The following is a 22,412-nucleotide window of genomic DNA, read 5'->3' as shown; positions in this document are numbered from 1 at the left end:
CCGCGAGGGTGACCAGGAGCGGCCACAGCAGGTAGAACTGCCCCTGGATGGACAGCGACCAGAAGTGCTGGACGGGGCTGGGCGCCGCCTCCCTGGCCAGGTAGTCCACCGCCGCGTGGGCCAGGACCCAGTTCTCGTGATAGAGCGCGGCGGCGCGGATCTCGTCGAGGACGTCACCCCAGCGGGAGCGGGGCAGCCACAGATACGCGGCAGCCATGGTCGCCGCCAGGACCACCGCCATGGCGGGGACGAGGCGCCGGACCAGCCGGGCCCAGAAGGCCGCGAACCTGACGTGTCCCTCCCGTTCGACGCTCCGGACCAGGGAACCGGTGATCAGGAACCCGGTGAGCATCAGGAAGACGTCGACGCCTCCGGAGACCCGGCCGAGCCAGATGTGGTAGACGACCACCAGGAGAACGGCGACCGCGCGCAACCCCTCGATCTCGGGCCGGAACACACCGGCGCGGCCCTTGGCGCGCATGTCGTCGGGAAGGGACGGGAAGGAGGCGGCCCTCGCGGCGAGAGCCTTGGAAATGGACGTGTGCATGAGCGGCGGCGGCCTCGGAGTGCTAGGGAGACTGTGCGCCGAACGAGGCGTCTGAACGGGTTCCGTCACTCGAATTCGGCGCTGCATTTTCGCCGTTCCCGATGCCCGCCCGGTGAATGGCGGGCCAACTCCCGAACAACGTCCTCCGGCACACCCGTCGAGCGGGTCTCGGACAGCCCGGCCAGGTTAGGACGGTCGGATGCCGAACCCCGCCTCCGGCGCATTTCAGGAGGTTCGTGAACAAGCGTGATGGTTTGTGCTTCGGGCGCGCGGGAATGCTGGGGGAAGGCCTGAGCGGACGGGGGTGCGCCGGGCCCGTGAGCGTCGGCCCGGAGGAGACCGGGCCGTTCCACGGGACCTTCGGCGGGTAGGCCCCCGGCGGCCGTTTATTCCCGGCACCGAGTGTAAAGAGCCTGACATCGGGTGCTCGGCCGCCTGGCTGATAGCTTGCTGACTAGAGCGATCCCATCGCTGTAAGCCCGAAGATTCGCGTCATTTGGAAAGGTGCGTCAGAGATGTCTGCGCCATACTCGCTTCCCGAACTGCCCTACGACTACGCGGCCCTGGAGCCGTGGATCTCCGGTCAGATCATGGAGCTGCACCACGACAAGCACCACGCCAACTACGTCTCCGGCGCCAACACCGCGCTGGACAAGATGGCGGAAGCCCGTGAGGCCGGCGACTTCGGCACCGTGAACCTGCTCCAGAAGAACCTCGCGTTCAACCTGGGCGGCCACGTCAACCACTCCGTGTTCTGGAAGAACCTCTCCCCCGAGGGCGGCGACAAGCCCGAGGGCGAGCTGGGTGCGGCCATCGACGACCAGTTCGGTTCCTTCGACGCCTTCCGCGCGCACTTCAACGCCGCGGCCACCGGCATCCAGGGCTCGGGCTGGGCGATCCTGGCCTGGGACGCCCTGGGTCAGCGTCTGATCATCGAGCAGCTGTACGACCAGCAGGCCAACATCGCCATCGGCACGCAGCCGCTGCTCATGCTGGACATGTGGGAGCACGCCTTCTACCTCCAGTACAAGAACGTCAAGGGCGAGTACGTCAAGGCGTTCTGGAACGTCGTCAACTGGGCCGACGTCCAGGAGCGCTTCGCCGAGGCCCGCAAGGTCCAGCTGGGCTAGTCACCCGTGTCCGCCGGTCGTCGACCGGTCGGGGTGGGAACGGCGGAGGGCGGCACCGTGAGGTGCCGCCCTCGCTGCTGTCCGGGGCCCTGAGGCAGGTCAGACCACCAGGGCGTCGGGGTGGACCTGCACCGGGCCGTGCCGGTCCAGCTCCCGCCACGAGCGGACCAGGCGCCACACCAGTTCCTCCCGGGTGGCGCGGTCGTAGGCGAAGGGAAGCCGGAAGTACTCGTCGTGGCGGCCGTTCTCCGACGCCGACATCGCCGGTCCGGGCACCAGCTCCACACCGTGGGACAGCGCGACCTGCGCGAAGGCGCGGGCACTGGTCCCGGGCAGGTGGACCCACAGGGCAGCGCCGCCCTCGGGGGTCCGCCACCGCCAGTCGGGCAGGTCCCTCCGCAGCAGGTGTTCGACATGGGTCAGCGCCTCGCGGAGCTGGTCGGACCTCTCCTGGGCGAGCTGGGCGTAGCGGTCGACCAGGCGCACGCCGACCGCCTGGTCGAGCAGGGGGCTCGCGAGGTCGGCCAGCACCTTGCGGCGGCTGAGCCGGAGCGCCATCTCGGCGGGGGCGCGCAGCCAGCCCAGGCGGAGACCCGCCCAGCCCACCTTGGACAGGGAGTCGACGGTCACGACCTCCGCCCCGCGCGGGGCGTGGGCCGCCAGCGGCGCCGGCTCGTCGTCGGCCCGCATCCCCGTGTACGCGCTGTCCTCCAGGATCGGCACCCCGTGGCGGGCCGACAGCTCCCCCAGTTCCCGACGGCGGGCCGCGGACATGAGCGTTCCGGTGGGGTTGTGGTACGAGGGCATCACGTAGAGCAGGTGCGGTGAGGTCTCCGCGAAGGCGCGGCGCACCCCGTTGGGGTCGATCCCCTGGTCGTCCAGGGGGACGGGGTGGATCCGGGCGCCTCGGTCCCGGATGAGGTCGAGGCAGCCCGCGAAGCTGGGGTCCTCGGCCACCACCGGGGAACCCTGGCGCAGGTACAGCTGGGCGACCAGGGCGACGGCCTGGTGGGCACCGGTCGTGACCACGATCTGGTCGGGGTGGGTGGGCAGGCCCTGCCGCTCGTAGTACCGGGCGATCGCCTCGCGCAGGGCGGGGAGCCCGCGCGGGTGGTAGTTGCCCTCGGCCATGAGGGCGGGCAGGTCCTCGGCGGTGACCTCGCGGATGGCCCGTTCGACACCGGCGAGGCCGGGGGTGCGCAGGCACGAGGCGGAGATGAGGTTCTCGTCGGTGTGGAGGAGGTTGCGGTACACGGGGTTGCCGGTGCCGTTGGAGCTCCAGCCGTCCGAGCGGACCGGAGCTCGCGACCCGCACACCCGGGTACCGCTGCCCTGACGGCTCTCCAGGACCCCTTGCGCTCGCAGGTGGTCGTAGGCGGAGACCACGGTGGTGCGGCTGACGCGCAGCGCGGAGGCCAGGCGGCGTTCGGAGGGCAGGCGCTCGCCGGGGACCAGGGTGCCCTGCTCGACCAGTCCGCGCAGGGCGTCGGACAACCGCCGGTGGAGGGCACCGTTCCCGGTGGACCAGGCGCCCAGGGAGTCCACCAGCTCGTCGGTGCGTCGAACAGGGTCCATTTTCGGCTCCATTGGCTCTCCTCGCTCACGCGTCGGACTTCGATACTGGCATCAGTTCCACCGAGTCCACCAGAGCCGGAGTGGACCTCGCTTCCGGGGTCCAGTGAGTCGGGAGGTCCCATGCGTACCCTCTTTCCCACCCGAACCGTCCACCGCGCGGCGACGCCCGGGAGAGCGCGGAGGCACCGCGTATCACCGGTTCAGCTCGACCAGGGGGCGGTCCTGGTGGAGTCCCGCACGCTGACCGGCGACCCCCGCCACCTGCCGGTGCTGGTCGCGGCGCTCCGCGCCCTGGCCGAGGACCACTCGGGCCACCTCGGCGAGGTCCACTTCTCCGACGAGGGGACCGCAGTGCGCGTGGTGAACCGCTGGCGCTCCGCCGCCGACCTGCGCTCCTTCGTTGAGCGGGCCCACGACGACCTCCTCGTCCACCGGGCGGCGACCGGTCGCTTCCCCGAGGTGGAGCGGGCCCTGTGGTGGTCCTGCTCCGCCACTGTGATCACACCGGAGCAGGTCGGGGCGCGCACGGCCCACCTGCGCGCCCACGGCCCCGGACCGAGGGCCTTCACCCTGGGCTCGCCGGTCCCCGCGCCCGAGCCGGAGACCCCACGGGTCTGAGGGTGTCGGATGAGCGGTCGGGCCGGGTGCAGGGCCTTCGGGTCCGCCGAACCACCGACGGGACCGGGCCCGGCCGTCACGGTTGACGGCCGGGCCCGGTGATCCCTCCCGCGCGCCCCTCGTGGCGCGGGATCAGGCCGGGGTGGGGCCCGGGGTCGGAGCGAGCGGGGCGCCCATGGCGTGGTAGCCGCCGTCCACGTGCATGACCGTGCCGGTGACGGCGCGGGCGGCGGGCGACATCAGGAAGAGCGCGGGGCCCGCCACCACGGTGGTGTCCTTGGTGTCCCAGCCCAGCGGGGCGTGGCCCGACCAGGAGTCGGCGATCTGCGAGAAGCCCGGGATGGAACCGCCCGCGAGGGACTTGATCGGACCCGCGGAGATGGTGTTCACACGGATGCCCTGCGGGCCCAGGTCGCGGGCGAGGTAGCGGGCGGAGTTCTCCAGGACCGCCTTGGCCGACCCCATCCAGTCGTAGACGGGCCAGGCGACGCTGGCGTCGAAGGTCAGGGAGACGACGCCGGCGCCTTCGGGCGCGTTGGCGAGGAGGTCGCGCAGGCCCACGGTGAGGGCAGCCAGCGAGTAGCCGGAGATGTGGATCGCCTTCGACACGTCCTCCCACTCGGTGTTGAGGAAGTTGCCGCCCAGGGCGGTCTCGGGCGCGAAGGCGATGGCGTGGAGCAGGCCGTCCACGTGGTCCCAGTGCTCACCGATCGCCTTGGCCGTGGCGGCGATCTGCGCGGGGTCGGTGACGTCCATGGGCAGGACCGCGACCGGCTCCTTGGGCAGCCGCTTGGCGATGCGCTCGCAGATGGAGAAGGCACGGCCGGGCGGGTTGGTCAGGATCACCTCGTGGCCCTGGTTCATGGCCTCCTCCGCGATCGCGTAGGCGATGGAGGACTGCGTGGTGATGCCGGTGATGAGCAGGTTCAAGGGGTCCCCTGGAAGGCGGTGTTCGGGCTGGCAGTGGCAACGTATCGGCGCGCGGCGGGGTGCGTCTGCCGTGGAACGGCACAAAGAATCGGCCGCGGCCTTGAAGGGGTCCGCCAGTGGAGGCGGCGGCGGGGCGGCTGTGGAGGCCACGCCGCACCGGTCCGCGCCGGGTCTCAGCGCCGCTCCGGCGGGGACCATGTACCGCCGAGCCCCACGCCCAGGGATCGCCGGGCCACCGTGGTGAACGTGCCCGGGGCCAGGCCGCCCATGCCGGAGGGCAGGACTCCGGAGAGCGGTCCGGCCCCCATGTCGGGCAGGTCGGTGAGGTTACAGCGCATGGCCAGGTCCGGATCGCGGGGCCAGGACCCCACCACGACCCCGGCGGGGACGAGTCCGCGCGAGCGCAGGGCCTCGGCGGTCAGGGCGGTCGTGTTGAGTGTGCCCACACGGGGGTCGGCGACCAGCAGCACCGGGGCCGCCAGGAGTTCGGCCACGTCGGCCAGGGTCTCCCTGTCCTTGTTCAACCGGACCAGGAGCCCTCCGGCGCCCTCCACCAGCACGAGGTCGTGGCCGCGCGCGAGGTCGAGGGCGCGGTCAGCCACCTCCCAGGCGGCCGGGCCCACCCCTCCCACGCGGGAGGCCGCCGTGGCGGGGGCGAGCGGTTCGGAGAAGCGGACCGTCTCGGCGGTCGTCGCCCCGGGGACCAGCCGCGCGACAGTGCGGGCGTCACCCTCCTCGTCGGGTCCCACTCCGGTCTGGACGGCCTTGAGCACCGCCACGCGGCGCCCCCGGGCCACCGCCAGCGCCGCGACGGCCGCCGTGGCCACGGTCTTGCCCACCTCGGTGCCGGTGCCGGTCACCACGAGAACGGAGGTCACCGGTCCCCCTCCGTGTCAGTGCCCCGACCTCGCGCCCCCGGCCCCTCGGAGCGCCCCTCTCCTTCGGTGCCCGCGTCCTCCCGCCCCAGTGAGGCCTCGGCCGCGGCGACCATCCCGGCGGCGATGCCCGCGACCTCCTCCTCCGTGCACACGTAGGGCGGCATGGCGTACACGTGCCGACGGAAGGGTCGCAGCCACACCCCGGCCGAGACCGCCGCGCGGGTGGCCTCGCGCACGCGCACGGGCCGGTCCAGTTCGAGCACACCGATCGCGCCGAGCACCCGCACCTCCCGCACACCCGGCAGGTGCTCGGCCGGGGCCAGCCCCTCGCGGAGCCCGGCCCCGATCCGCGCCACGTCGCCCCGCCAGTCGCCCTCGGTGAGTAGTTCCACCGAGGCCAGCGCAGTGGCACAGGCCAGCGGGTTGCCCATGAACGTCGGCCCGTGCGCGAGCACCGGGACCTCTCCCCCGGCGATCCCCCGCGCCACCCGCCCGGTGCACAGGGTGGCGGCCAGGGTCATGTACCCGCCGGTGAGCGCCTTGCCCACGCACATGACGTCGGGGACCACCCCGGCGTGGTCGGCGGCGAACATCTCCCCGGTGCGCCCGAACCCGGTGGCGATCTCGTCGAACACGAGCAGCAGACCGTGCGCGTCCGCGATCCGACGCAGTTCCCGCAAGTAGGCCGGATGGTGGAAGCGCATACCGCCCGCTCCCTGGACGACGGGCTCGACGATGATCGCGGCCAGTTCCCCGGCGTGCTCCCGGGCCAGGTCCTCGAACCCGGCGACGTAGTCGGGGTCGGGCGGGGCGTCGAACCCGGCGGGCGGCTCGGGAGCGTGCACCTGCCCGGGCAGGACGTCGCCCCACAGCGAGTGCATTCCGCCGTCGGGGTCGCACACGCTCATGGCGTGGAAGGTGTCGCCGTGGTAGCCGCCCCGCCAGGTGAGGAACCGGCGGCGGCCGGGTGAACCGGTGGACCGGTGGTACTGGAGACACATCTTCATGGCGACCTCCACCGACACCGAACCGGAGTCGGCGAGGAAGACGTGGTCGAGGCCCTCGGGGGTGATCCGTACGAGCGCCTCGGCCAGCGCGGCGGCGGGCGCGTGGGTGAGCCCGCCGAACATCACGTGGCTGAACCGGTCCACTTGGGCGTGCACCGCAGCGTCCAGCCGCGGGTGGCGGTAGCCGTGGATGGACGACCACCAGGACGCCATGCCGTCGACGACGCGGTGGTGGCGGCCCTCCGACCACAGGTCCAGGTGGACGCCCCGGGCGCCGGTCACCACATAGGGCGTGTCGGCGGCGGGCACGGTCGTGTACGGGTGCCACAGGTGCGCGCTGTCGGCGGCTCGGACCCCGGCGGGGTGGACCGTCTCGGTGCTGGTTCGCGACATGGTGACCCATTGTTACGCCCGGGTGGGGACTGGCGCCCCGTACGAGTGAGCCAGGAATCCCCACCGAATCTTTGTGGGCTTTCACCGGTGACCGGGGAGCCGCGAACCGGCAGAGTCGTAGACGCCTCCCTGGCACCGCAAGGGACGGGTCGCCCCAGCGGGCTTGGCCGCCGCTGGGTCGACCCGCCAGGGCGCACTCTCCGGCCCGGCACTCCGGGCACTTACCTTGTGCACAAGGCTTCTCCTTCGCCCTGTGTCCTCCCCCGCCCCCTCCCGCACGGAGCCGCACCAGCCACCGCACCCACCACCCATACCCGAGGAGCTCTCCTCCGCATGGAACGCCTCGACACCGCCACCCGCCCCACGCGCCGCCCCTGGACCCTGCGCGCCACCACTCCGCGTCCGGCCCCGGCCCCGCTGCCCGCGGGCCACCCCCTGGCCTGGTTGGACCGCGCCGCCGAGCGCCGCGCCCGAGCCGGGCTCACCCGTCGGACGGTGCCCCGTTCCTCCTCGGACGACCTGCTGGACCTCGCGGGCAACGACTACCTCGGGCTCATGCGGCCCCCCGCCGTGCTGGCGGCCGCGGCCGACGCCGTCCACACGTGGGGCGCGGGGGCCGGGGGTTCGCGTCTGGTCACCGGCGACACCGAACTCCACGCGGAGCTGGAACGCGAGCTGGCCGCGTTCCACGGGACGGAGGCCGCACTGGTGTTCTCCTCCGGCTACGCGGCCAACCTCGCGATGGTGGCGTCGCTGGTGGCCCCGGCCGCCGACGACGTCGAGCCGCCGCTGGTGGTGTGCGACCAGTACAACCACGCCTCCCTCATCGACGCCACCCGGCTGGCCCGGGCGGCGGGGGCCCGTGTCGCGGTCTTCCGCCACCGCGACACCGACCACGCCGCCGAACTCCTCTCCGGGGGCCGGGGGCGGCGCCTGCTGCTCAGCGACACCGTGTTCTCCGTGGACGGGGACCTCACCGACGTCACCGCCCTGGCGGCGACGGCGCGCGGTCACCAGGCGGCGCTGCTGCTGGACGACGCCCACGGGCTCGGGGTGCTCGGCCCGGGAGGACGCGGCGCCGTGGGCGGGACTGCGCTGGGCGCGGCCGACGACGTCGTGGTGTCGGTGACCCTGTCCAAGTCATTCGGTGCCCAGGGCGGCGCGGTCCTGGGTTCTCGACGGGTGATCCGTCACCTGGTGGAGACGGCGCGGACCTTCGTGTTCGACACCGGTCTGGCCCCCGCCTCGGTGGGAGCGGCGCTGGCGGCCCTGCGCGTGCTGCGAGCCGAGCCCTGGCGGGCCGGGACCGTGCGGGCCCGTGCCCGTGAACTGGCCGAGGGCCTGCGCGAACGCGGGTTGGAGGTGAGTCAGCCGGACGCGGCCGTGGTGTCGGTGCTGGCCCGGTCCCCACAGGAGGCGCTGGCCTGGCGGGCGGCCTGCCACGAGGCGGGTGTGCGGGTGGGCTGCTTCCGTCCGCCGTCGGTCCCGGACGGCCGGTCCCGACTGCGTCTGACCGCCCGCGCCACCCTGGACAAGACCGGTATCCGCCGTGTTCTCGACGTCATCGAGACAAACCGCCCCGGGTAGTCTGGCCTGTGGATCAGGTGTGTCGGCCGAGCGCACCCCACTCGCCCCGCGACTCTGGGAGGCGGTAGTAGATCGTGTCAGCGCGTGATGGTGACCCCCGGGAGCCCCGGGAACCGGAGGGCCCGGCGGACCCCGCGAGGACTCCTTCCCACGGCGATCCCGTGACCGGTCCCGAGTCGAACGAGCCCGAGACGAACGGTCCCGCGGCCGAGCCCGAGGCGGCTGGTCCCGCGGCCGAGCCGGGGTCGACCGCGTCGGGGGCGACCGAGAGCGAGGAGAGCGGCCGGTACCGCCGACGCCGTCGTCGCCGCCGCGTCACCCTGGTCACCGTGTCCGTCCTGGTCCTGACCCTGGTGGCGGTCCTGGCCGTGCCCACCAGCCGCGACGCTCTCATGCGCCTGTGGTGCGACACCACGAGCGGCGTGTGCCCCGGCGAGCCCCTGCCTCCCATCACCGAGGACGAGGAGGAGGACTGGCGGGTCCGGTTGGAACCCGACGAGGCCGCGCTCTGGGGCAACTACGTCTCCCTGGGCGACTCCTACTCCTCGGGTGACGGCGCCGGAGAGTACGAGGAGGGCACGGCCGAACCCGGTGAGTGCTGGCGCTCCGAGCACGCCTACCCCAGGGTCATCGAGGAGGAGTTCTCCTTCGACGGCGCGCTGGGCTTCTACGCGTGCAGCAGTCACAAGGGCTCCGACATGCTCAGCCAGGTCGGCACCCCCGACTCACAGCTCGAGCGCGTCACCGAACACACCTCGCTGGTCACGGTCGGGATCGGCGGCAACGACCTCGGTTTCATCCCCGTCCTGCGCACGTGCATCATGCGGATGCCGCTGCTGGAGCGAACCGCCTGCACGGACCAGGAGGACGAGGTCGTCGAGCGGATGGACGCGTTCGAGGAGACCCTCACCGAGGTGCTCGGCGAGATCCGCGACCGCGCCCCGAACGCCCGCGTGCTGGTCCTGGGCTATCCCCGGCTCTTCCCGGAGCAGCCGCCGGGCATGTACTACACGCTCTCCCAGAGCGACCAACTGTGGCTGAACTCGGTGGCCCAGCGGTTCAACGACCGGATCAGGGACACCGCCTACCAGGTGGACGGCGACGTCTACGGGTCCCGGCAGGTGGGCAGCGTCGAGTTCGTCAACGTCTTCACCGCGTTGACGGGGCACGAGGTCAGCGAGGACGACGCCTGGCTGAACGGGATCGTCCTCGGCCAGCTGGGTGAGGGCCTGCGCGTGGACCGGGCGAGCTTCCACCCCACCGCCCAGGGCCAGCGCTCCATCGCCGAGCGCGTGCGGCTCCAGATCGAGGAGGGGCCCGAACGCGTGCTGTACGCCTCCCGGGAGACCCTGGACAGGGTCGACGCCGACGTCCTGCACACCGAACTCGGCGGCCCCCTGGACCCGGTCAACGTCGTTCCCGACACCGACGAGGCCGACGCGGACGACGGCGCGGACGAGAGCGACGGGACCGGCGCCGCCGAGGCCGGCGCCGGTCCCTGACACCCGGCCGACGGTGGCCGAACGNCCCGGCCCGGAACGTTCCGGGCCGGGGCACCGCCGTTCCACCCTCACGCGTGTGGGGGAACGGCCACTGCTACCGCTGCTCCGCCCTGAGCTCGGCCAGGACCTCGCCGAACCGGTCCAGGCCCCAGTTGAGGTCGTCCTCGCTGATCACCAGCGGCGGGGACATCCGCACCGTCGAACCGTGGGTGTCCTTCACCAGCACTCCGTGTTCGGCGAGCCTCTTGCACAGTTCCTTGCCCGAGGCCAGCGCGGGGTCGACGTCCACCCCCGCCCACAGGCCGATGCTGCGCGCCGACACCACCCCGTTGCCGACGAACCCCTCCAGCCTGCGGCGGAGCACCTCGCCCAGCTTCCTGGCGTTCTCCAGGTAGGGGCCCTCGGTCAGCATCCGGACGACCGTTTGGCCCACCGCCCCGGCGAGCGGGTTCCCACCGAAGGTGCTCCCGTGCTGCCCGGGCTGGATGACGCCGAGGACGTCCTCGTCCGCGACCATCGCCGACACCGGCAGGACTCCGCCGCCCAGCGCCTTGCCGAACAGGTACGCGTCCGGGACGACCCCGGTGTGCTCGCAGGCTCGGATCGTGCCCGTGCGCCCGAGCCCCGACTGCACCTCGTCGGCGATGAACAGCACCCGGTTCGCGTCGCAGATCTCACGGATGCGGGGCAGGTAGTCGGCGGGCGGCACGATCACGCCCGCCTCGCCCTGCACCGGTTCGATGAGCACCGCGACCGTGGTCTCGTCGATGGCGTCCTCGACGGCCCGGGCGTCCCCGTAGGCCACTGAGCGGAAGCCCGGCGTGTAGGGGCCGAAACCCGTCTTCGCCTCGGAGTCGGAGGAGAAGGAGATGATCGTGGTGGTGCGGCCGTGGAAGTTGGCCCCGGCCACGACGATGGTCGCCTGGTTCTCCGGGACGCCCTTGACCTCGTAGCCCCACTTGCGGGCCACCTTGATGCCGGTCTCCACCGCCTCGGCACCGGTGTTCATCGGCAGGACCTTCTCCTTGCCGACCATGTCGGCGAGGGCGCTCACCCACGGGCCGAACTGGTCGTTGTAGAAGGCCCGGCTGGTCAGCGTCACCCGGTCGAGCTGGGCGTGCGCCGCCGCCAGGAGGTCCGGGTTGTGGTGGCCGAAGTTCATGGCCGAGTACCCGGCCAGACAGTCGAGGTAACGCCTGCCCTCCACGTCCGTCACCCAGGCGCCTCGGCCCTCGGCGATCACGACGGGCAGGGGTGAGTAGTTGTGTGCGGACCTCGTCTGTGCGAGTTCGATGTGGTCTGCACTGGAGAGTCCCTGTCCGCCGGGGTTTCCGGCGGAGTCCTGCTGTCCCAGATTCTGGGTGGTCATCTAAGCCGCTCCGATCACCATCGACCGATGTCAGACAGTAGATACCCACCGTGGGGCCCTGTAGAGCCCCATGGCGGGATCTCCAAGAGTTGAGCAGATGATCCGGTGAGCCCACAAGGGGTGGCGAAGATCACCGGCCGGCGCCCGGGCCCGAAACCCCGGGGCCTCCCGGGTCGGCACCCCCACTGAGCGGGAGCGGCCCGGCGGGGTCCGCTTCAGGGGTGACCGGGGACGGTAACGCAGGTGACGCGGTACACAGCCCCCACGGCGATCGGGCGACGCCCCGACGGGTACGTTCGCTCGTAACCAGCCACAGCCGCCGCGAGCGCCCCGCGCCGAGGACGGCCGTTCACGAACGTCAGGGAGGTCATCAGACGTGCCCCAACACGCGTCCCCGGACAGCCCCTTCTCCCTTGCCAACCTCATGGCGGCGGTGACCGACGCCGTCCCGGACCGGATCGCGCTGGTCGCCGGGCCCCGCCGCCTCACCTACCGCGCCCTGCTCGACCGTTCCACCCGGCTGGCCCGGCACCTGGTCACCACCGGTGTGCGCCCCGGGGAGAACGTCGCGATCCTGTCGTTCAACCGCGCGGAGTGGGTGGAGTCGTTCCTGGGCGTGCTGGGCGCGGGCGCGGTGCCGGTGAACGTCAACTACCGGTACGTGGCGGGCGAGCTCCGGCACGTGCTCTCGGACTCGCACGCGGTGGCCCTGATCGCCGAGGACTCCCTGGCCACGACGGTGTCGGCGGTCCGCTCCGACCTGCCGCGCCTGCGGCACGTGCTCCTGCTGGAGGACGGCACGGAGCGCGACGCGTCGCTGGACGGCGCGGACTACGAGGAGTCGCTCGCGGCGCACGGCCCCGACTCCGAGCACGGCGCGGTTGAGCTGCCCGGGACCAGCGGTGACGACCACTATCTGCTGTACACCGGGGGCACCACCGGTTACCCCAAGGGCGTCCTGTGGCGCCAGGCGGACGTGTTCCGCGCCGCCGTGGAGCGGCGCGAACCGGGCGCCCCCCGTGCGGGGACCCCCCGGGACGTGGCCGAACGCGCCGCGCGCTGCTTCCCACTGCGCATGCTCGTGCTGGGTCCGCTCATGCACGCGGCCGGGCAGTGGAACGCGCTGGGCATGCTGCTGTGCGGCAAGAGCGTGGTCCTGTCCACGGACCGCAGTTTCCACGCGGACCGCGTCCTGGAACTGGCGCACCGCGAGGGTGTGCACGCCGTCCAGCTGGTGGGTGACGCGATGGCCCGCCCGCTGGCCAGACACCTGCTCACCGAGCCGGACCTGTGCCCCGACCTCACCTCGGTGCGCTCCGGCGGAACCCCGCTCACCCCCTCTGTGCGCGGGCTGTGGCGGGCCTGGCGCGAGGACGTCGCCCTGGCCGACGCCTACGGCGGGTCGGAGACGGGCGTGTGCGGTTCCGCCACCGCCCCCGACGAGCACACGAGCGTGGCGGACTCCACCGACCGGCGCAGTTTCACCATGGGCGGGAGCATCGCCGTGCTCGACGGGGCCCTGCGGCCACTTCCTCCCGGGTCGGTCGAGGTCGGCCGAATCGCCCGGACCGGCCGGATCCCGCTGGGCTACTACAACGATCCGATCGCCACCGCGCGCACGTTCCCCACGGACGGTGAGGGGCGTCGCTGGGCACTGTCGGGTGACTACGGCACGCGGGCCGGGGACGGTTCCATCGTGCTGCTGGGCAGGGGCAGCGTGGTGATCAACACCGCCGGTGAGAAGGTCTACCCCGAGGAGGTGGAGGCCGTACTGAAGGCGCACCCCTCGGTGGAGGACGTGATCGTGGTGCCCGCCCCGGACGAGCGGCTCGGGCAGCGCGTGACGGCGCTGGTGTCCCTGGCCTCCGGTTCCTCTCCGGACGAGGGTGCGCTGCGGGCGCACTGCCGGGTGCGTCTGGCGGGGTTCAAGGTGCCCCGGACGGTGCACTTCGTGGACCGCGTGCGGCGCACGGCGGTGGGCAAACAGGACTACCGCTGGGCCGCGTCGGTGGCCGGTGAGGACCCGGCCGCGCCCGCCGTTCCGACCTCGCCGCTGTCCGGTTCGCTCCGGAACTGAACCCGGGCTCGGCGGCCCCTTCGTCACGATCTGTTTTCGGACCAAGGACCTTGCGGGCTGATACCTGGCCAAAACCCCGATTCTCGGGGCGCTCGGACGCCTTCACCCCGTCCGGCGCCGCTAGAATTGGCGCAGCCCGGCCCGGGGCCTGACGGCGCTCCTCCCCCATCGCACGGCCCGGTCGGCAAACATCCGCGCGGCCGGAGCATCGGACCGGTGGAGGTCGTCCCCTCGACCCGCGCGGCACAGCACCCCTTTGACCCCGCCGGTCGAGCGCTCACGCGCGACCGGCGGCCCCATCAGGACGGAGGACGGCGCCCCCTCCCGGGAAGCTCCCGGGCCCGCGCCCGACAACATGGCCAAGTCAGTAGGCTCCTACATCTTCAACGCGGTGCGCGGCGGGGCCGTCGGCACCTCCGAGGCTCTGCCCGGTATCAGCGGCGGCACGGTCGCGCTGATGGTCGGCCTCTACGACAAGCTGATCGGTGGCGCGGGCCACGTGGTCAGCGGCATCAAGCGCTACGTCACGGACGTGCCCCGCGGACGTGGCAAGGAGCGGGCCCAGGAGCAGTTCCGCCAGGTGGACTGGAGCGTCCTCGTCCCCGCCCTCATCGGCATGGGCGTCGCGCTCATCCTGGCCGCCATCTTCCTCGCCCCGCTGGTGGAGGTCTACGAGCAGTACGCCTACGCGCTGTTCTTCGGACTGGTCCTGGCCTGCCTGTGGATCCCCTACACCGGTGCGGGCAAGAAGTGGAAGGCCTGGCACTACGGGGTCGCCCTCGTCTTCGCCGTGCTCGCGTTCCTGCTCACCGGCCTGCCCGGCGCCAACCTGCCCACCCACCCGGTGATCGTCTTCTTCGCCGCGGCCGTCGCGATCTGCGCCCTGGTGCTGCCGGGCCTGTCGGGCTCGTTCATCCTGCTGACCCTGGGCCTGTACGAGCCGACCATGGCCGCCCTGCGCGGGGCGGACCTGCCCTACATCACGGTCTTCGTCCTCGGCATGATCACCGGTCTGGCCCTGTTCGTGAAGGTGCTCCAGTTCCTGCTGGAGAACCACCACCACATCACCCTCGTGGTGCTCACCGGTCTGATGGCCGGTTCGCTGCGCGCCCTGTGGCCGTGGCAGGACGAGAACCGCGACCTGCTTCCGATGACCGACGTCCCCGTGACGGTCGCCTTCGCCGTCGGCGGCTTCGTGGTGGTCGTCGGCATGATCATCTGGGAGCAGCGCAAGCACGCCCAGCAGGCGCGGGTGGAGACCCACCACCACAACGTCACCGTCTGACCGCGCACGGAGGGACGGTCCGCCCCGGCGGACCGTCCACTACAGTCGGAAACACCACAAACCAACAGTGATGCCGGGGCCGCGAGGCCCCGGCGGCGCGGGGTGCCGGAGAGACTCCTCCCGGCTGAGAGCACACCCGTCGAACCTGCCCTAGTTCGTACTAGCGAAGGAACGCCAATGAGCGCGTACAACGTCGTGTCCATCGCCGGAAGCGACCCCAGCGGGGGCGCCGGCGTCCAGGCCGACCTGAAGTCGTTCTCCGCCCACGGAGTCTTCGGGATGACCGTGGTGACGGCGTTGACCGCCCAGTCCACACGCGGGGTCACCGGGGTACACGGTGTCCCCGCGTCCTTCGTCACCGACCAGATGGACACCCTGTTCACCGACGCCACCGTGCACGCGGTCAAGGTGGGGATGCTGTCCACGTCCGAGGTCACCGAGGCGGTCGCGGCCGCTGTGGACCGCTACGGACTGCCGAACGTGGTCGTGGACCCCGTGATGGTGGCCAAAAGCGGCGACCGCCTCCTGGAGAGGTCGGCGATCGAGGCGCTGCGCACCGTCCTGCTGCCGCGCGCCGACCTGCTCACCCCGAACCTGCCCGAGGCCGCCGACCTGCTAGGCGACACCGAGGCCACCAGCCTGAAGGAGATGCGCGGGCAGGCCGAACGCCTCCTGGAACTCGGACCGCGCCGCGTCCTGCTCAAGGGCGGCCATCTGCCCGGCGAGGAAAGCGTCGACCTGCTGGTCGACGGTGTCTCGGAGCCGGTGGAGTTCCGGGCCGACCGCGTGGCCACCCGCAACACCCACGGCACCGGTTGCACCCTCTCCTCCTCGATCGCCGCCCTGCTCCCCCAGCGTCCGGACGCGGTGGCCGCCGTCGCCGACGCCAAGGTCTACCTCACCGAGGCCCTGCGCCGCGCCGACGAGATCGACGCTGGCGGCGGCCAGGGGCCGGTGCACCACTTCCACGCCTGGTGGTAGCGGACCGGCGGAACGCGAAGGGGGGACCGGCCGTGGCTGCCGGTCCCCCCCCTGTCGTCGGCCAGGGGACCCGTCCCCCGGCCGAGCGCGGACTACTTGCTGACGTCGTCCATGATCACGTCCGGGTTCCGCCACTCGGGGTGGCCGAAGAACTTCCGTGTCTCCGCGACCACCACCGGGGAGAGCAGGATCAGACCCACCAGGTTGGGCAGCGCCATCAGGCCGTTGGCGATGTCGCTGAACAGCCAGACCGACTCGATGCTGGCGGTCGCGCCGACGTAGACGACCGCGATGAAGACCAGACGGTAGGGCAGGACCAGGAAGCGCTTGCCCTTGGCCAGGTAGACCATGCAGCGTTCACCGTAGTACGACCAGCCGAGGATGGTCGTGTACGCGAAGATCGCCACCGCGCAGGCGATGAAGACCACACCGAAGGAACCCAGAGCCGGGCTGAGCTGGCCCAGGCCCTGCTCCATCGAACCGGAGGTGAGCAGGACACCCTTGTTGTCGGGGTCGTACCCGGCGCTCTCGGGGGCGTTCCACAGGCCGGAGGTGATGATCATCAGGGCGGTCAGGGTGACCATGATGATCGTGTCGATGAAGGTCTGCGTCATCGACACCATGGCCTGCCGGACCGGCTGGGTGGTCTTGGCCGAGGCGGCGGCGATGGCGCCGGTGCCCAGACCGGACTCGTTGGAGAAGATCCCCCGGGCGACACCGGTGCGGATGACCAGCATGAGCGCGGCACCCGCGAATCCGCCCGCGGCGGAGGTCCCGGTGAAGGCGTCGGTGAAGACGAGCTGGAAGGCCGGGAGCAGCTGGTCCCAGTTGATCATCAGGACCAGCAGGTTCATGAAGATGAACCCGATGATCATGAACGGCACGATCGCGGAGGCGAACCGGCCGATGCTCTTGATGCCGCCGAGGATGACGATGGCGACGAGGACCATCAGGACGACACCGATGATGCGGGGGTCGATGCCGGTGATGTTGTTGATGGAGCTGGAGACGGCCTCGGCCTGGGTGCCGTTGCCGATGCCGAAGGCGGCGATGGCGCCGAAGACCGCGAAGGCCCCGCCGAGGAAGACGCCGAGGCCGCCGGGCAGACCGTGGCGGAGGTAGTACATCGGGCCGCCGGCCTGCTCGCCCTTCTCGTCCCTGGTCCGGTACTTGACCCCCAGGAGGGCCTCGCTGTACTTGGTGGCCATGCCCACGAGGCCGGTGACCCACATCCAGAACAGGGCGCCCGGGCCGCCGATCCCGATGGCCAGACCGACACCGGCGATGTTGCCGACGCCGACGGTGGCCGCCAGGGCCGTGCTGAGCGCCTGGTAGTGCGAGATGTCGCCCTCGGCGTGGTCGTGGTCCTCCTTCCGCCGGACCAAGGCGAGCCAGAGCGCGTGGCCGAGCTTGGTGAACTGGAGCAGTCTCAACCTGATGGTCAGGAAGACACCGGTCAGGAGCAGCAGGGGAATGAGGACGTACGGTCCCCAGATGATCTCCGACAGGACGCCGGCCATCTCTAGGAGGTGGTCCACTGAGGACCTCTCTTTCGGTGATTACATGGGGTAGGGGGGAACCAGCGGTGATGGGGGAACCAGGGCCCTCGGAAACACGTTGGAACCGGTGGGCACTGCTCGGTATCGGGAAAGAATGGCACTGACGCGTAACAAACAAATCACGTGAGGTCAGAATGCGCGTTACGACTCATGAACGCCCACTCGACCCTCCGGCCGCGTCAGTCACAGGGGACAGCCGCTACCCCTGGCCCCCTCCCCCGTCCTCGCCCTCGGCCTGAGCCAGGGCGAGCCGGCTGAGCACCGCGGCCGCGGCGTCGGGGTCCGCCCCCTGTCCCACGGCCACGCCGAGCAGGTAGGTCGTGAGCGGGGCCGCCGGTCGGGCCACGGAGTGCGCGGCGTCGCGCGCGAGGTCGAGGATCCGGTCGACGTCGGCCTTCTGCAGGGGATCGGTTCCCGCCAGGTCCAGTTCTGCGCGGACCAGCTCGGCCCATTCCACGAGTGTCACCACACGGCTCCTTGGGGTGTCGGTTCGGTCGGGTTCGGCGATCACGGCCATGGCGGGGTCACCCGTCGGTCAGTCGACCGTGCGGACGGCGTCATCACCTGATCGGCCAACCCGTGTCGGCCCTTCGGGCGGGGTTCTCCCGCCCGGCGGCCCGGGTTCACTCCCCGACCCTAGCGTCGGAGGCAGCCACCACTCGGCGTGACACATCGGCGTTGGGAGCCCCGTATGTCCCCCACACCCCCGCCCACCGTCCCCCGCCCTCCCCTGCGGGTGGCCATCGTGACCGAGTCCTTCCTCCCGCAGGTCAACGGGGTCACCAACTCCGTGTGCCGGATCAGCGAGCACCTGGCCGCCGAGGGCCACCAGGCGCTCGTGCTGGCCCCCGGGCACGGCCCGGCCTCGTACGCGGGCTTCCCGGTGGTGCGCACGCCCGCGCTGCCCCTGCCCGTGTACCGCGACTTCCCCATGGGCCTGCCCGTCCGGCGGACCATGACCGCGGCGATCCGCGCGTTCGCGCCCGACGTGCTGCACCTGGCCTCGCCCGCGCTCTTCGGGGCGACGGCGGTGGACGTGGCCCGCAGGTGGGCGCTGCCGACCGTGGCGGTGTTCCAGACCGACCTGCCCGGGTTCGCCGGACGTTACGGCCTGCCCGGGTCCCGGGCGCTGTGGCCCCTGCTCCACCGGGTCCACTCGGCAGTGGACCGCACTCTGGTGCCCTCCTCCGCCACCATGGAGGCGCTCTCCGGCCGGGGGTTCCCCCGGCTCGACCTGTGGCGGCGGGGCGTGGACACGGCGCGCTTCTCCCCCGACCACCGGTCCGAGGAGCTGCGCCGGGAGCTGGCCCCCGGCGGAGAGGCGATCGTGGGGTACGTGGGCCGTCTGTCCCGGGACAAGCGGGTGCACCTGTTGGGCCACCTGGCGAGACTGCGGGGTGTGCGGCTGGTGGTGGTCGGGGACGGCCCGGACCGCGCACGGCTGCGCCGACTGCTGCCGGACGCCGTGTTCACCGGGCAGAGGACCGGAGCGGACCTGTCGCGGCTGTACGCGTCGCTGGACGTGTTCGTGCACACCGGCGCGGACGAGACCTTCTGCCAGGCCGTGCAGGAGGCGCTGGCCTCGGGCGTACCGGTGGTCGCCCCGGCCGCGGGCGGGCCCGTGGACCTGGTGGCCGACGGGCACAACGGGCTGCTGTACGAGCCGGACTCGGTCCGTGAGCTGCGCGTGGCCGTGGGCAGGTTGGCGCACAACCGCGAGGTGCGGGCCCGGATGGCGGCCGGTGCCCGGCCTTCCGTCGTGCACCGCACGTGGCGGTCGGTCAACGAGGAACTGGTCGGGCACTACCGCGCGGTGATCGCTCCGAGCCACGAGCTCGCGGCCCGCCGCGACAGGGTGACGGCGGGGGGCGGCTGACCCCCGTGCCGGAGAAGACGAAACGGGACCCTCCCTGGGAGAGATAGGGAGGGTCCCGTCGGTGGTGACCGCCTCACCCCGTATAAGAGAGGCGGGCACGATCTGGGTGCGGACGCCCGGTCAGTGGACCGGCTGGGCGACCGCCATCGACACCGGGATCACCGTGCTGGACGTCTGGGCGCCGGTGCCCGGCTCGGACAGCACCGACCCGAGGACCTCGGTGAGCCGGTCCAGGTGGGACCGGATCCACGGCAGGGCCAGCGGGTCGTCCGCGGACAGCGCCGCGTAGCGCTTGTCCTCGGTGTCCCCGTACAGGAGGCTGGTGGCCACCCGCATCCGCAGGGCGGCGGGGCTCTCACCGAACTCGACGGCGGGCAGCACGCCCATGCCGTGCTGCTCCAGGAGGAGCCCGGTCAGCTCCGGACCGGTGGTCACTCCGTGCAGGGCGGACAACCGCTCGCGGACCGGCTCGAAGTCCGGGTAGAGGTAGAAGGCGGCCTTGGGCGGCGAGACGAGGGCCCCGGCCCCGGTGAAGACGTCGGCGACGGCGCGGGCCACGATGCCGTGCAGACGGCGGCTGCGGTCCACGTGGTCACGCAGCTCGGCGGGCTCGGCGAAGGCGTGCGCGGCCGCCTGCTGGACGGGGGCGGCCGGGCTGGACCAGATCTCGCTGGCCACACCGAGGAGGCCGCCCCGCAGACGGTGGCCGATCTCGGAGTCGGGCAGCCGTAGGACGCCGATCCGCCAGCCACCGAGGGCCAGGTTCTTGCTGAGCCCGGTGGAGATGACGGTGCGCTCGGGGGCGTACTCGGCGGGGCTGTGGACGTCGGCGCGGTCCTGGCCCCGTTCGTCCACGTGGACGAGGTCGCGGTAGATCTCGTCGGAGATGATCACGAGGTCGAGTTCGCGGGCGACCTCGGCCAGGCGGCGGACGGTGTCGGCCTCGGCGACGGTGCCCGTCGGGTTGTCCGGGATGGTGACGATCACCGCGTTGACGGTGCGTCCCTGCTCGCGGGCGTCGGTGACGGCCGCGTGCAGCAGGTCCGGCTGGGGTACCCCGCCCTGGCCGGTGGCGGTCGGCACCATCACGGGGCGCTGACCCACGAGCCGGCTCTGCGCGGCGTAGCTGACCCAGCTCGGCGCGGCGATGGCGGTGTCCCCGCCGATCTCCAGGAGCAGGCTGTAGAGCAGCGGCTTGCTGCCCGGGCCCGCGATCACCAGGTCGGGGTCGGTGGGCAGGCCCCGGCGGTTCCAGTAACCGGCGGCGGCCTCGCGCAGTTCGCTGGAACCGGCGACGGGCCCGTAGGAGTTGGCCGAGTTGCTCGCCGTGAGCTGGTCCCGCATGACCGGGTGCACCGGCAGACCGGCCTCACCGAACCCGAGCGGAAGCACGCGCACCCCCTGGCGGCGTTTGTCGTTGAGGGCTTCGTTCACGGCGAGGGTGGCGGACACAGTGACGGTCATGGATGACTCATCTCCGGCTTTTCGTTAGGCGCTGACCACCGGTTGAGCTGGGCTCTCGTCCAGCTGGTGGCCTCTCACACAACAGCCTGCCCAGCTCACGCCATCAGTACAAGCGAGTCTTTTCGATGCTGAGCATAAGATGACCTAATGCTTGACCTGAGACGACTCCAACTCCTCCGCGAGTTCAGCACGCGCGGCACCATCGCCGCGACCGCGCACGCCCTGGGATACACGCCTTCGGCCGTGTCCCAGCAGCTCGCCACACTCGAACGCGAGACGGGGGTGGCGCTCCTGGACCGGTCCCCGCGCGGCGCCGAACTGACCGACGCCGGGCAGCTGCTGGTCAACCAGGCCGAGGAGATCCTGGCCCTGGTCGAGGCGGCCGAGTCGGTACTGGCCGAACAGTCGAACATCGCCCTGGGAGTGGTGACGGTGACGGCCTTTCCGACCGCCGCTGTGGCCTTCGCGCCTCTGCTGGCCCCGCCGCTGCGCGGCTACGAGGGCATGCAGCTGGTGCTGCGGCAGACCCTGCTGGCCACCGGCACCCAGAAGGTGCGCTCCCGCGAGGTGGACATCGCCCTGGTCGACGACTGGTCGGGACAGCACCCGGGCCGTGGGCCGGACAGCGGCCTGCGCCACGTGCACCTGTTGCGGGACCCGATGGTGCTGGCGGTCCCGGAGGGCCACCGACTGGCCGACCCGGAGGTCCCGCTGGTGCTGGACCAGATGCTGAGTGAGTCGTGGATCGTGGCTCCGGAGGGTGAGCGTTCGCGCCACGGCACGGAGAAGCTGTTCGCCGAGGTGGGCGGGTTGCCAGCGGCGACGTGGGAGTTCGAGGGGCTGGGCACGATCCTCAGCCTGGTCTCACGGGGGATCGGGATCGCGGCGGTCCCGGCGCTGGCCATGGTGGGCGCGCCGGCGGGCCTGGTGTACCGGCGGTTCCCCTCGTCACCGGAGCGGCACGTGTACGCGGTGCTGCGTCCGGCCTCGCTGAGGCGCCCGGCCGTCCAGGTGACCCTTTCGGCGCTGCGGGACGCCGCGCGCAGCGTGGAACGGGAGCTCAGTCCGGTCTCCCCGCGTGTCCAGGGCCCGCGGTGACGGCGGTCGCGCGGGCGCACACACGGCCCGCCCCTCAGGGGACGGGCCGTGTTCGGTGTTCTCTCTGCCGCTTCCAGTGGCCCGCGCGGGCACCGGTCACGGATCGCTGCTCCGTCTGCGCGCCTTGTCGATCCTGCGGCGGAGCTTGCGACAGACGTGACGAGCTCGGTCACGGTCGTCGCGGGCGTTCCACCAGCGCGCGTAGGCTTCCAGTCTTCTTTTGCGCAGGGAGTCCAGCTCGGCCTCCATCCGGTTCACCCGGTGCTCCAGGTCGATGCGTTCTCTCTCGAACGACGACATGTCGCGCTCGTGGAAACCCGCCTCGCGCTCGGCGCTGAACAGCCGATCGGTGAGACCCTCGGTGACGTTTCCACCCCTGGCGATCCGGCTGGGGCCGGCCTGTCCGCTGATGCCTTCGAACCACACAGTTCTGGTCTTTCCTGTGGCGGCCCAAGATCACCGATCGCTACGCAAAGAATGCAGAAAGTGTCCAAAGTGGACTTTTGGGGTCGGCTCCCCTGGACACGACCCTCCGG

The 22,412-nt window shown here is 71.8% G+C and carries 19 protein-coding genes and 1 riboswitch; of the genes, 9 read left to right on the top strand and 10 right to left on the bottom strand.

Going from position 1 to position 22,412, the window contains the following annotated elements:
- The coding region (locus D452_RS0109230; protein ID WP_026129124.1) for an acyltransferase family protein at nt 1-547 on the bottom strand (547 nt) is incomplete at its 3' end.
- 515 nt (nt 548-1,062) lie between these two features.
- Here D452_RS0109230 and D452_RS0109225 point away from each other — a divergent pair.
- Entirely contained in the window at nt 1,063-1,677 is a 615-nt protein-coding gene (locus tag D452_RS0109225; protein ID WP_017543865.1) for a superoxide dismutase, read from the top strand.
- Between the two features lie 99 nt (nt 1,678-1,776).
- On the opposite strand, the gene D452_RS0109220 is transcribed toward D452_RS0109225, so the two are convergent.
- A complete protein-coding gene (locus D452_RS0109220) occupies nt 1,777-3,252 on the bottom strand; it encodes an aminotransferase-like domain-containing protein (protein WP_017543864.1) in 1,476 nt (491 codons plus the stop codon).
- A 225-nt stretch (nt 3,253-3,477) separates the two neighbouring features.
- Here D452_RS0109220 and D452_RS28005 point away from each other — a divergent pair, with 225 nt between their 5' ends.
- Nucleotides 3,478-3,870, top strand: a complete 393-nt coding sequence (locus D452_RS28005) for a DUF3291 domain-containing protein (RefSeq protein WP_017543863.1) — start codon at nt 3,478-3,480, stop codon at nt 3,868-3,870.
- 132 nt (nt 3,871-4,002) lie between these two features.
- Here the strand turns inward: D452_RS28005 and fabI are convergent, their stop codons facing one another.
- The 3 genes from fabI to D452_RS0109200 form a co-directional block, all read right to left on the bottom strand.
- Nucleotides 4,003-4,800 carry an enoyl-ACP reductase FabI gene (gene fabI / locus D452_RS0109210; protein WP_017543862.1) on the bottom strand — a complete coding sequence of 266 codons (798 nt, stop codon included), beginning with the start codon at nt 4,798-4,800 and terminating at the stop codon, nt 4,003-4,005.
- Between the two features lie 173 nt (nt 4,801-4,973).
- Nucleotides 4,974-5,678 carry a dethiobiotin synthase gene (gene bioD / locus D452_RS0109205; protein ID WP_017543861.1) on the bottom strand — a complete coding sequence of 235 codons (705 nt, stop codon included), beginning with the start codon at nt 5,676-5,678 and terminating at the stop codon, nt 4,974-4,976.
- Nucleotides 5,675-7,078 (bottom strand): adenosylmethionine--8-amino-7-oxononanoate transaminase, encoded by a 1,404-nt coding sequence (locus D452_RS0109200; protein WP_017543860.1) that lies wholly within the window; start codon nt 7,076-7,078, stop codon nt 5,675-5,677. The genes bioD and D452_RS0109200 overlap by 4 nt, the downstream gene beginning before the upstream one ends.
- A gap of 333 nt (nt 7,079-7,411) precedes the next feature.
- Between D452_RS0109200 and D452_RS0109195 the strand changes: the two genes are divergently transcribed.
- Nucleotides 7,412-8,665 (top strand): 8-amino-7-oxononanoate synthase, encoded by a 1,254-nt coding sequence (locus D452_RS0109195; RefSeq protein WP_017543859.1) that lies wholly within the window; start codon nt 7,412-7,414, stop codon nt 8,663-8,665.
- A 74-nt stretch (nt 8,666-8,739) separates the two neighbouring features.
- Nucleotides 8,740-10,167 carry an SGNH/GDSL hydrolase family protein gene (locus tag D452_RS0109190; protein WP_083927476.1) on the top strand — a complete coding sequence of 476 codons (1,428 nt, stop codon included), beginning with the start codon at nt 8,740-8,742 and terminating at the stop codon, nt 10,165-10,167.
- Between the two features lie 94 nt (nt 10,168-10,261).
- Here D452_RS0109190 and rocD read toward each other — a convergent pair whose 3' ends face one another.
- Nucleotides 10,262-11,536: an ornithine--oxo-acid transaminase gene (rocD, locus tag D452_RS0109185; RefSeq protein WP_017543857.1), complete on the bottom strand. Its 1,275-nt coding sequence runs from the start codon at nt 11,534-11,536 to the stop codon at nt 10,262-10,264.
- 376 nt (nt 11,537-11,912) lie between these two features.
- Between rocD and D452_RS0109180 the strand changes: the two genes are divergently transcribed.
- From D452_RS0109180 to thiD, 3 genes are all read left to right on the top strand, one after another.
- Nucleotides 11,913-13,613: an acyl-CoA synthetase gene (locus tag D452_RS0109180; RefSeq protein WP_017543856.1), complete on the top strand. Its 1,701-nt coding sequence runs from the start codon at nt 11,913-11,915 to the stop codon at nt 13,611-13,613.
- A gap of 355 nt (nt 13,614-13,968) precedes the next feature.
- Nucleotides 13,969-14,898 (top strand): DUF368 domain-containing protein, encoded by a 930-nt coding sequence (locus tag D452_RS0109175; RefSeq protein WP_040693445.1) that lies wholly within the window; start codon nt 13,969-13,971, stop codon nt 14,896-14,898.
- 88 nt (nt 14,899-14,986) lie between these two features.
- Nucleotides 14,987-15,087: riboswitch (TPP riboswitch) on the top strand.
- Nucleotides 15,076-15,879: a bifunctional hydroxymethylpyrimidine kinase/phosphomethylpyrimidine kinase gene (thiD, locus tag D452_RS0109170; RefSeq protein WP_017543854.1), complete on the top strand. Its 804-nt coding sequence runs from the start codon at nt 15,076-15,078 to the stop codon at nt 15,877-15,879. (Overlaps the previous riboswitch by 12 nt.)
- Before the next feature lie 92 nt (nt 15,880-15,971).
- On the opposite strand, the gene D452_RS0109165 is transcribed toward thiD, so the two are convergent.
- Together D452_RS0109165 and D452_RS0109160 are read right to left on the bottom strand one after the other, a co-directional pair.
- Nucleotides 15,972-17,417, bottom strand: coding sequence for an alanine/glycine:cation symporter family protein (locus D452_RS0109165; RefSeq protein WP_026129123.1), 1,446 nt, complete (start codon nt 17,415-17,417; stop codon nt 15,972-15,974).
- A gap of 220 nt (nt 17,418-17,637) precedes the next feature.
- On the bottom strand, nt 17,638-17,904 hold the full coding sequence (locus D452_RS0109160; protein WP_026129122.1) for a DUF6457 domain-containing protein: 267 nt from the start codon (nt 17,902-17,904) through the stop codon (nt 17,638-17,640).
- A 225-nt stretch (nt 17,905-18,129) separates the two neighbouring features.
- Here D452_RS0109160 and D452_RS0109155 point away from each other — a divergent pair, with 225 nt between their 5' ends.
- Nucleotides 18,130-19,314 carry a glycosyltransferase family 4 protein gene (locus tag D452_RS0109155; protein WP_017543851.1) on the top strand — a complete coding sequence of 395 codons (1,185 nt, stop codon included), beginning with the start codon at nt 18,130-18,132 and terminating at the stop codon, nt 19,312-19,314.
- Between the two features lie 120 nt (nt 19,315-19,434).
- Here D452_RS0109155 and D452_RS0109150 read toward each other — a convergent pair whose 3' ends face one another.
- Nucleotides 19,435-20,778, bottom strand: a complete 1,344-nt coding sequence (locus D452_RS0109150; protein WP_017543850.1) for a pyridoxal phosphate-dependent aminotransferase — start codon at nt 20,776-20,778, stop codon at nt 19,435-19,437.
- Between the two features lie 147 nt (nt 20,779-20,925).
- Between D452_RS0109150 and D452_RS0109145 the strand changes: the two genes are divergently transcribed.
- Entirely contained in the window at nt 20,926-21,876 is a 951-nt protein-coding gene (locus D452_RS0109145) for a LysR family transcriptional regulator (protein ID WP_017543849.1), read from the top strand.
- Nucleotides 21,877-21,972: 96 nt separating this feature from the next.
- Here D452_RS0109145 and D452_RS0109140 read toward each other — a convergent pair whose 3' ends face one another.
- Nucleotides 21,973-22,302, bottom strand: a complete 330-nt coding sequence (locus tag D452_RS0109140; RefSeq protein ID WP_017543848.1) for a hypothetical protein — start codon at nt 22,300-22,302, stop codon at nt 21,973-21,975.
- Between the last annotated feature and the right edge of the window lie 110 nt (nt 22,303-22,412).

Source organism: Nocardiopsis prasina DSM 43845 (genome assembly GCF_000341265.1).
Taxonomy (GTDB): Bacteria; Actinomycetota; Actinomycetes; order Streptosporangiales; family Streptosporangiaceae; genus Nocardiopsis; species Nocardiopsis prasina.
This window is presented reverse-complemented; position numbering and strand designations above follow the sequence as displayed.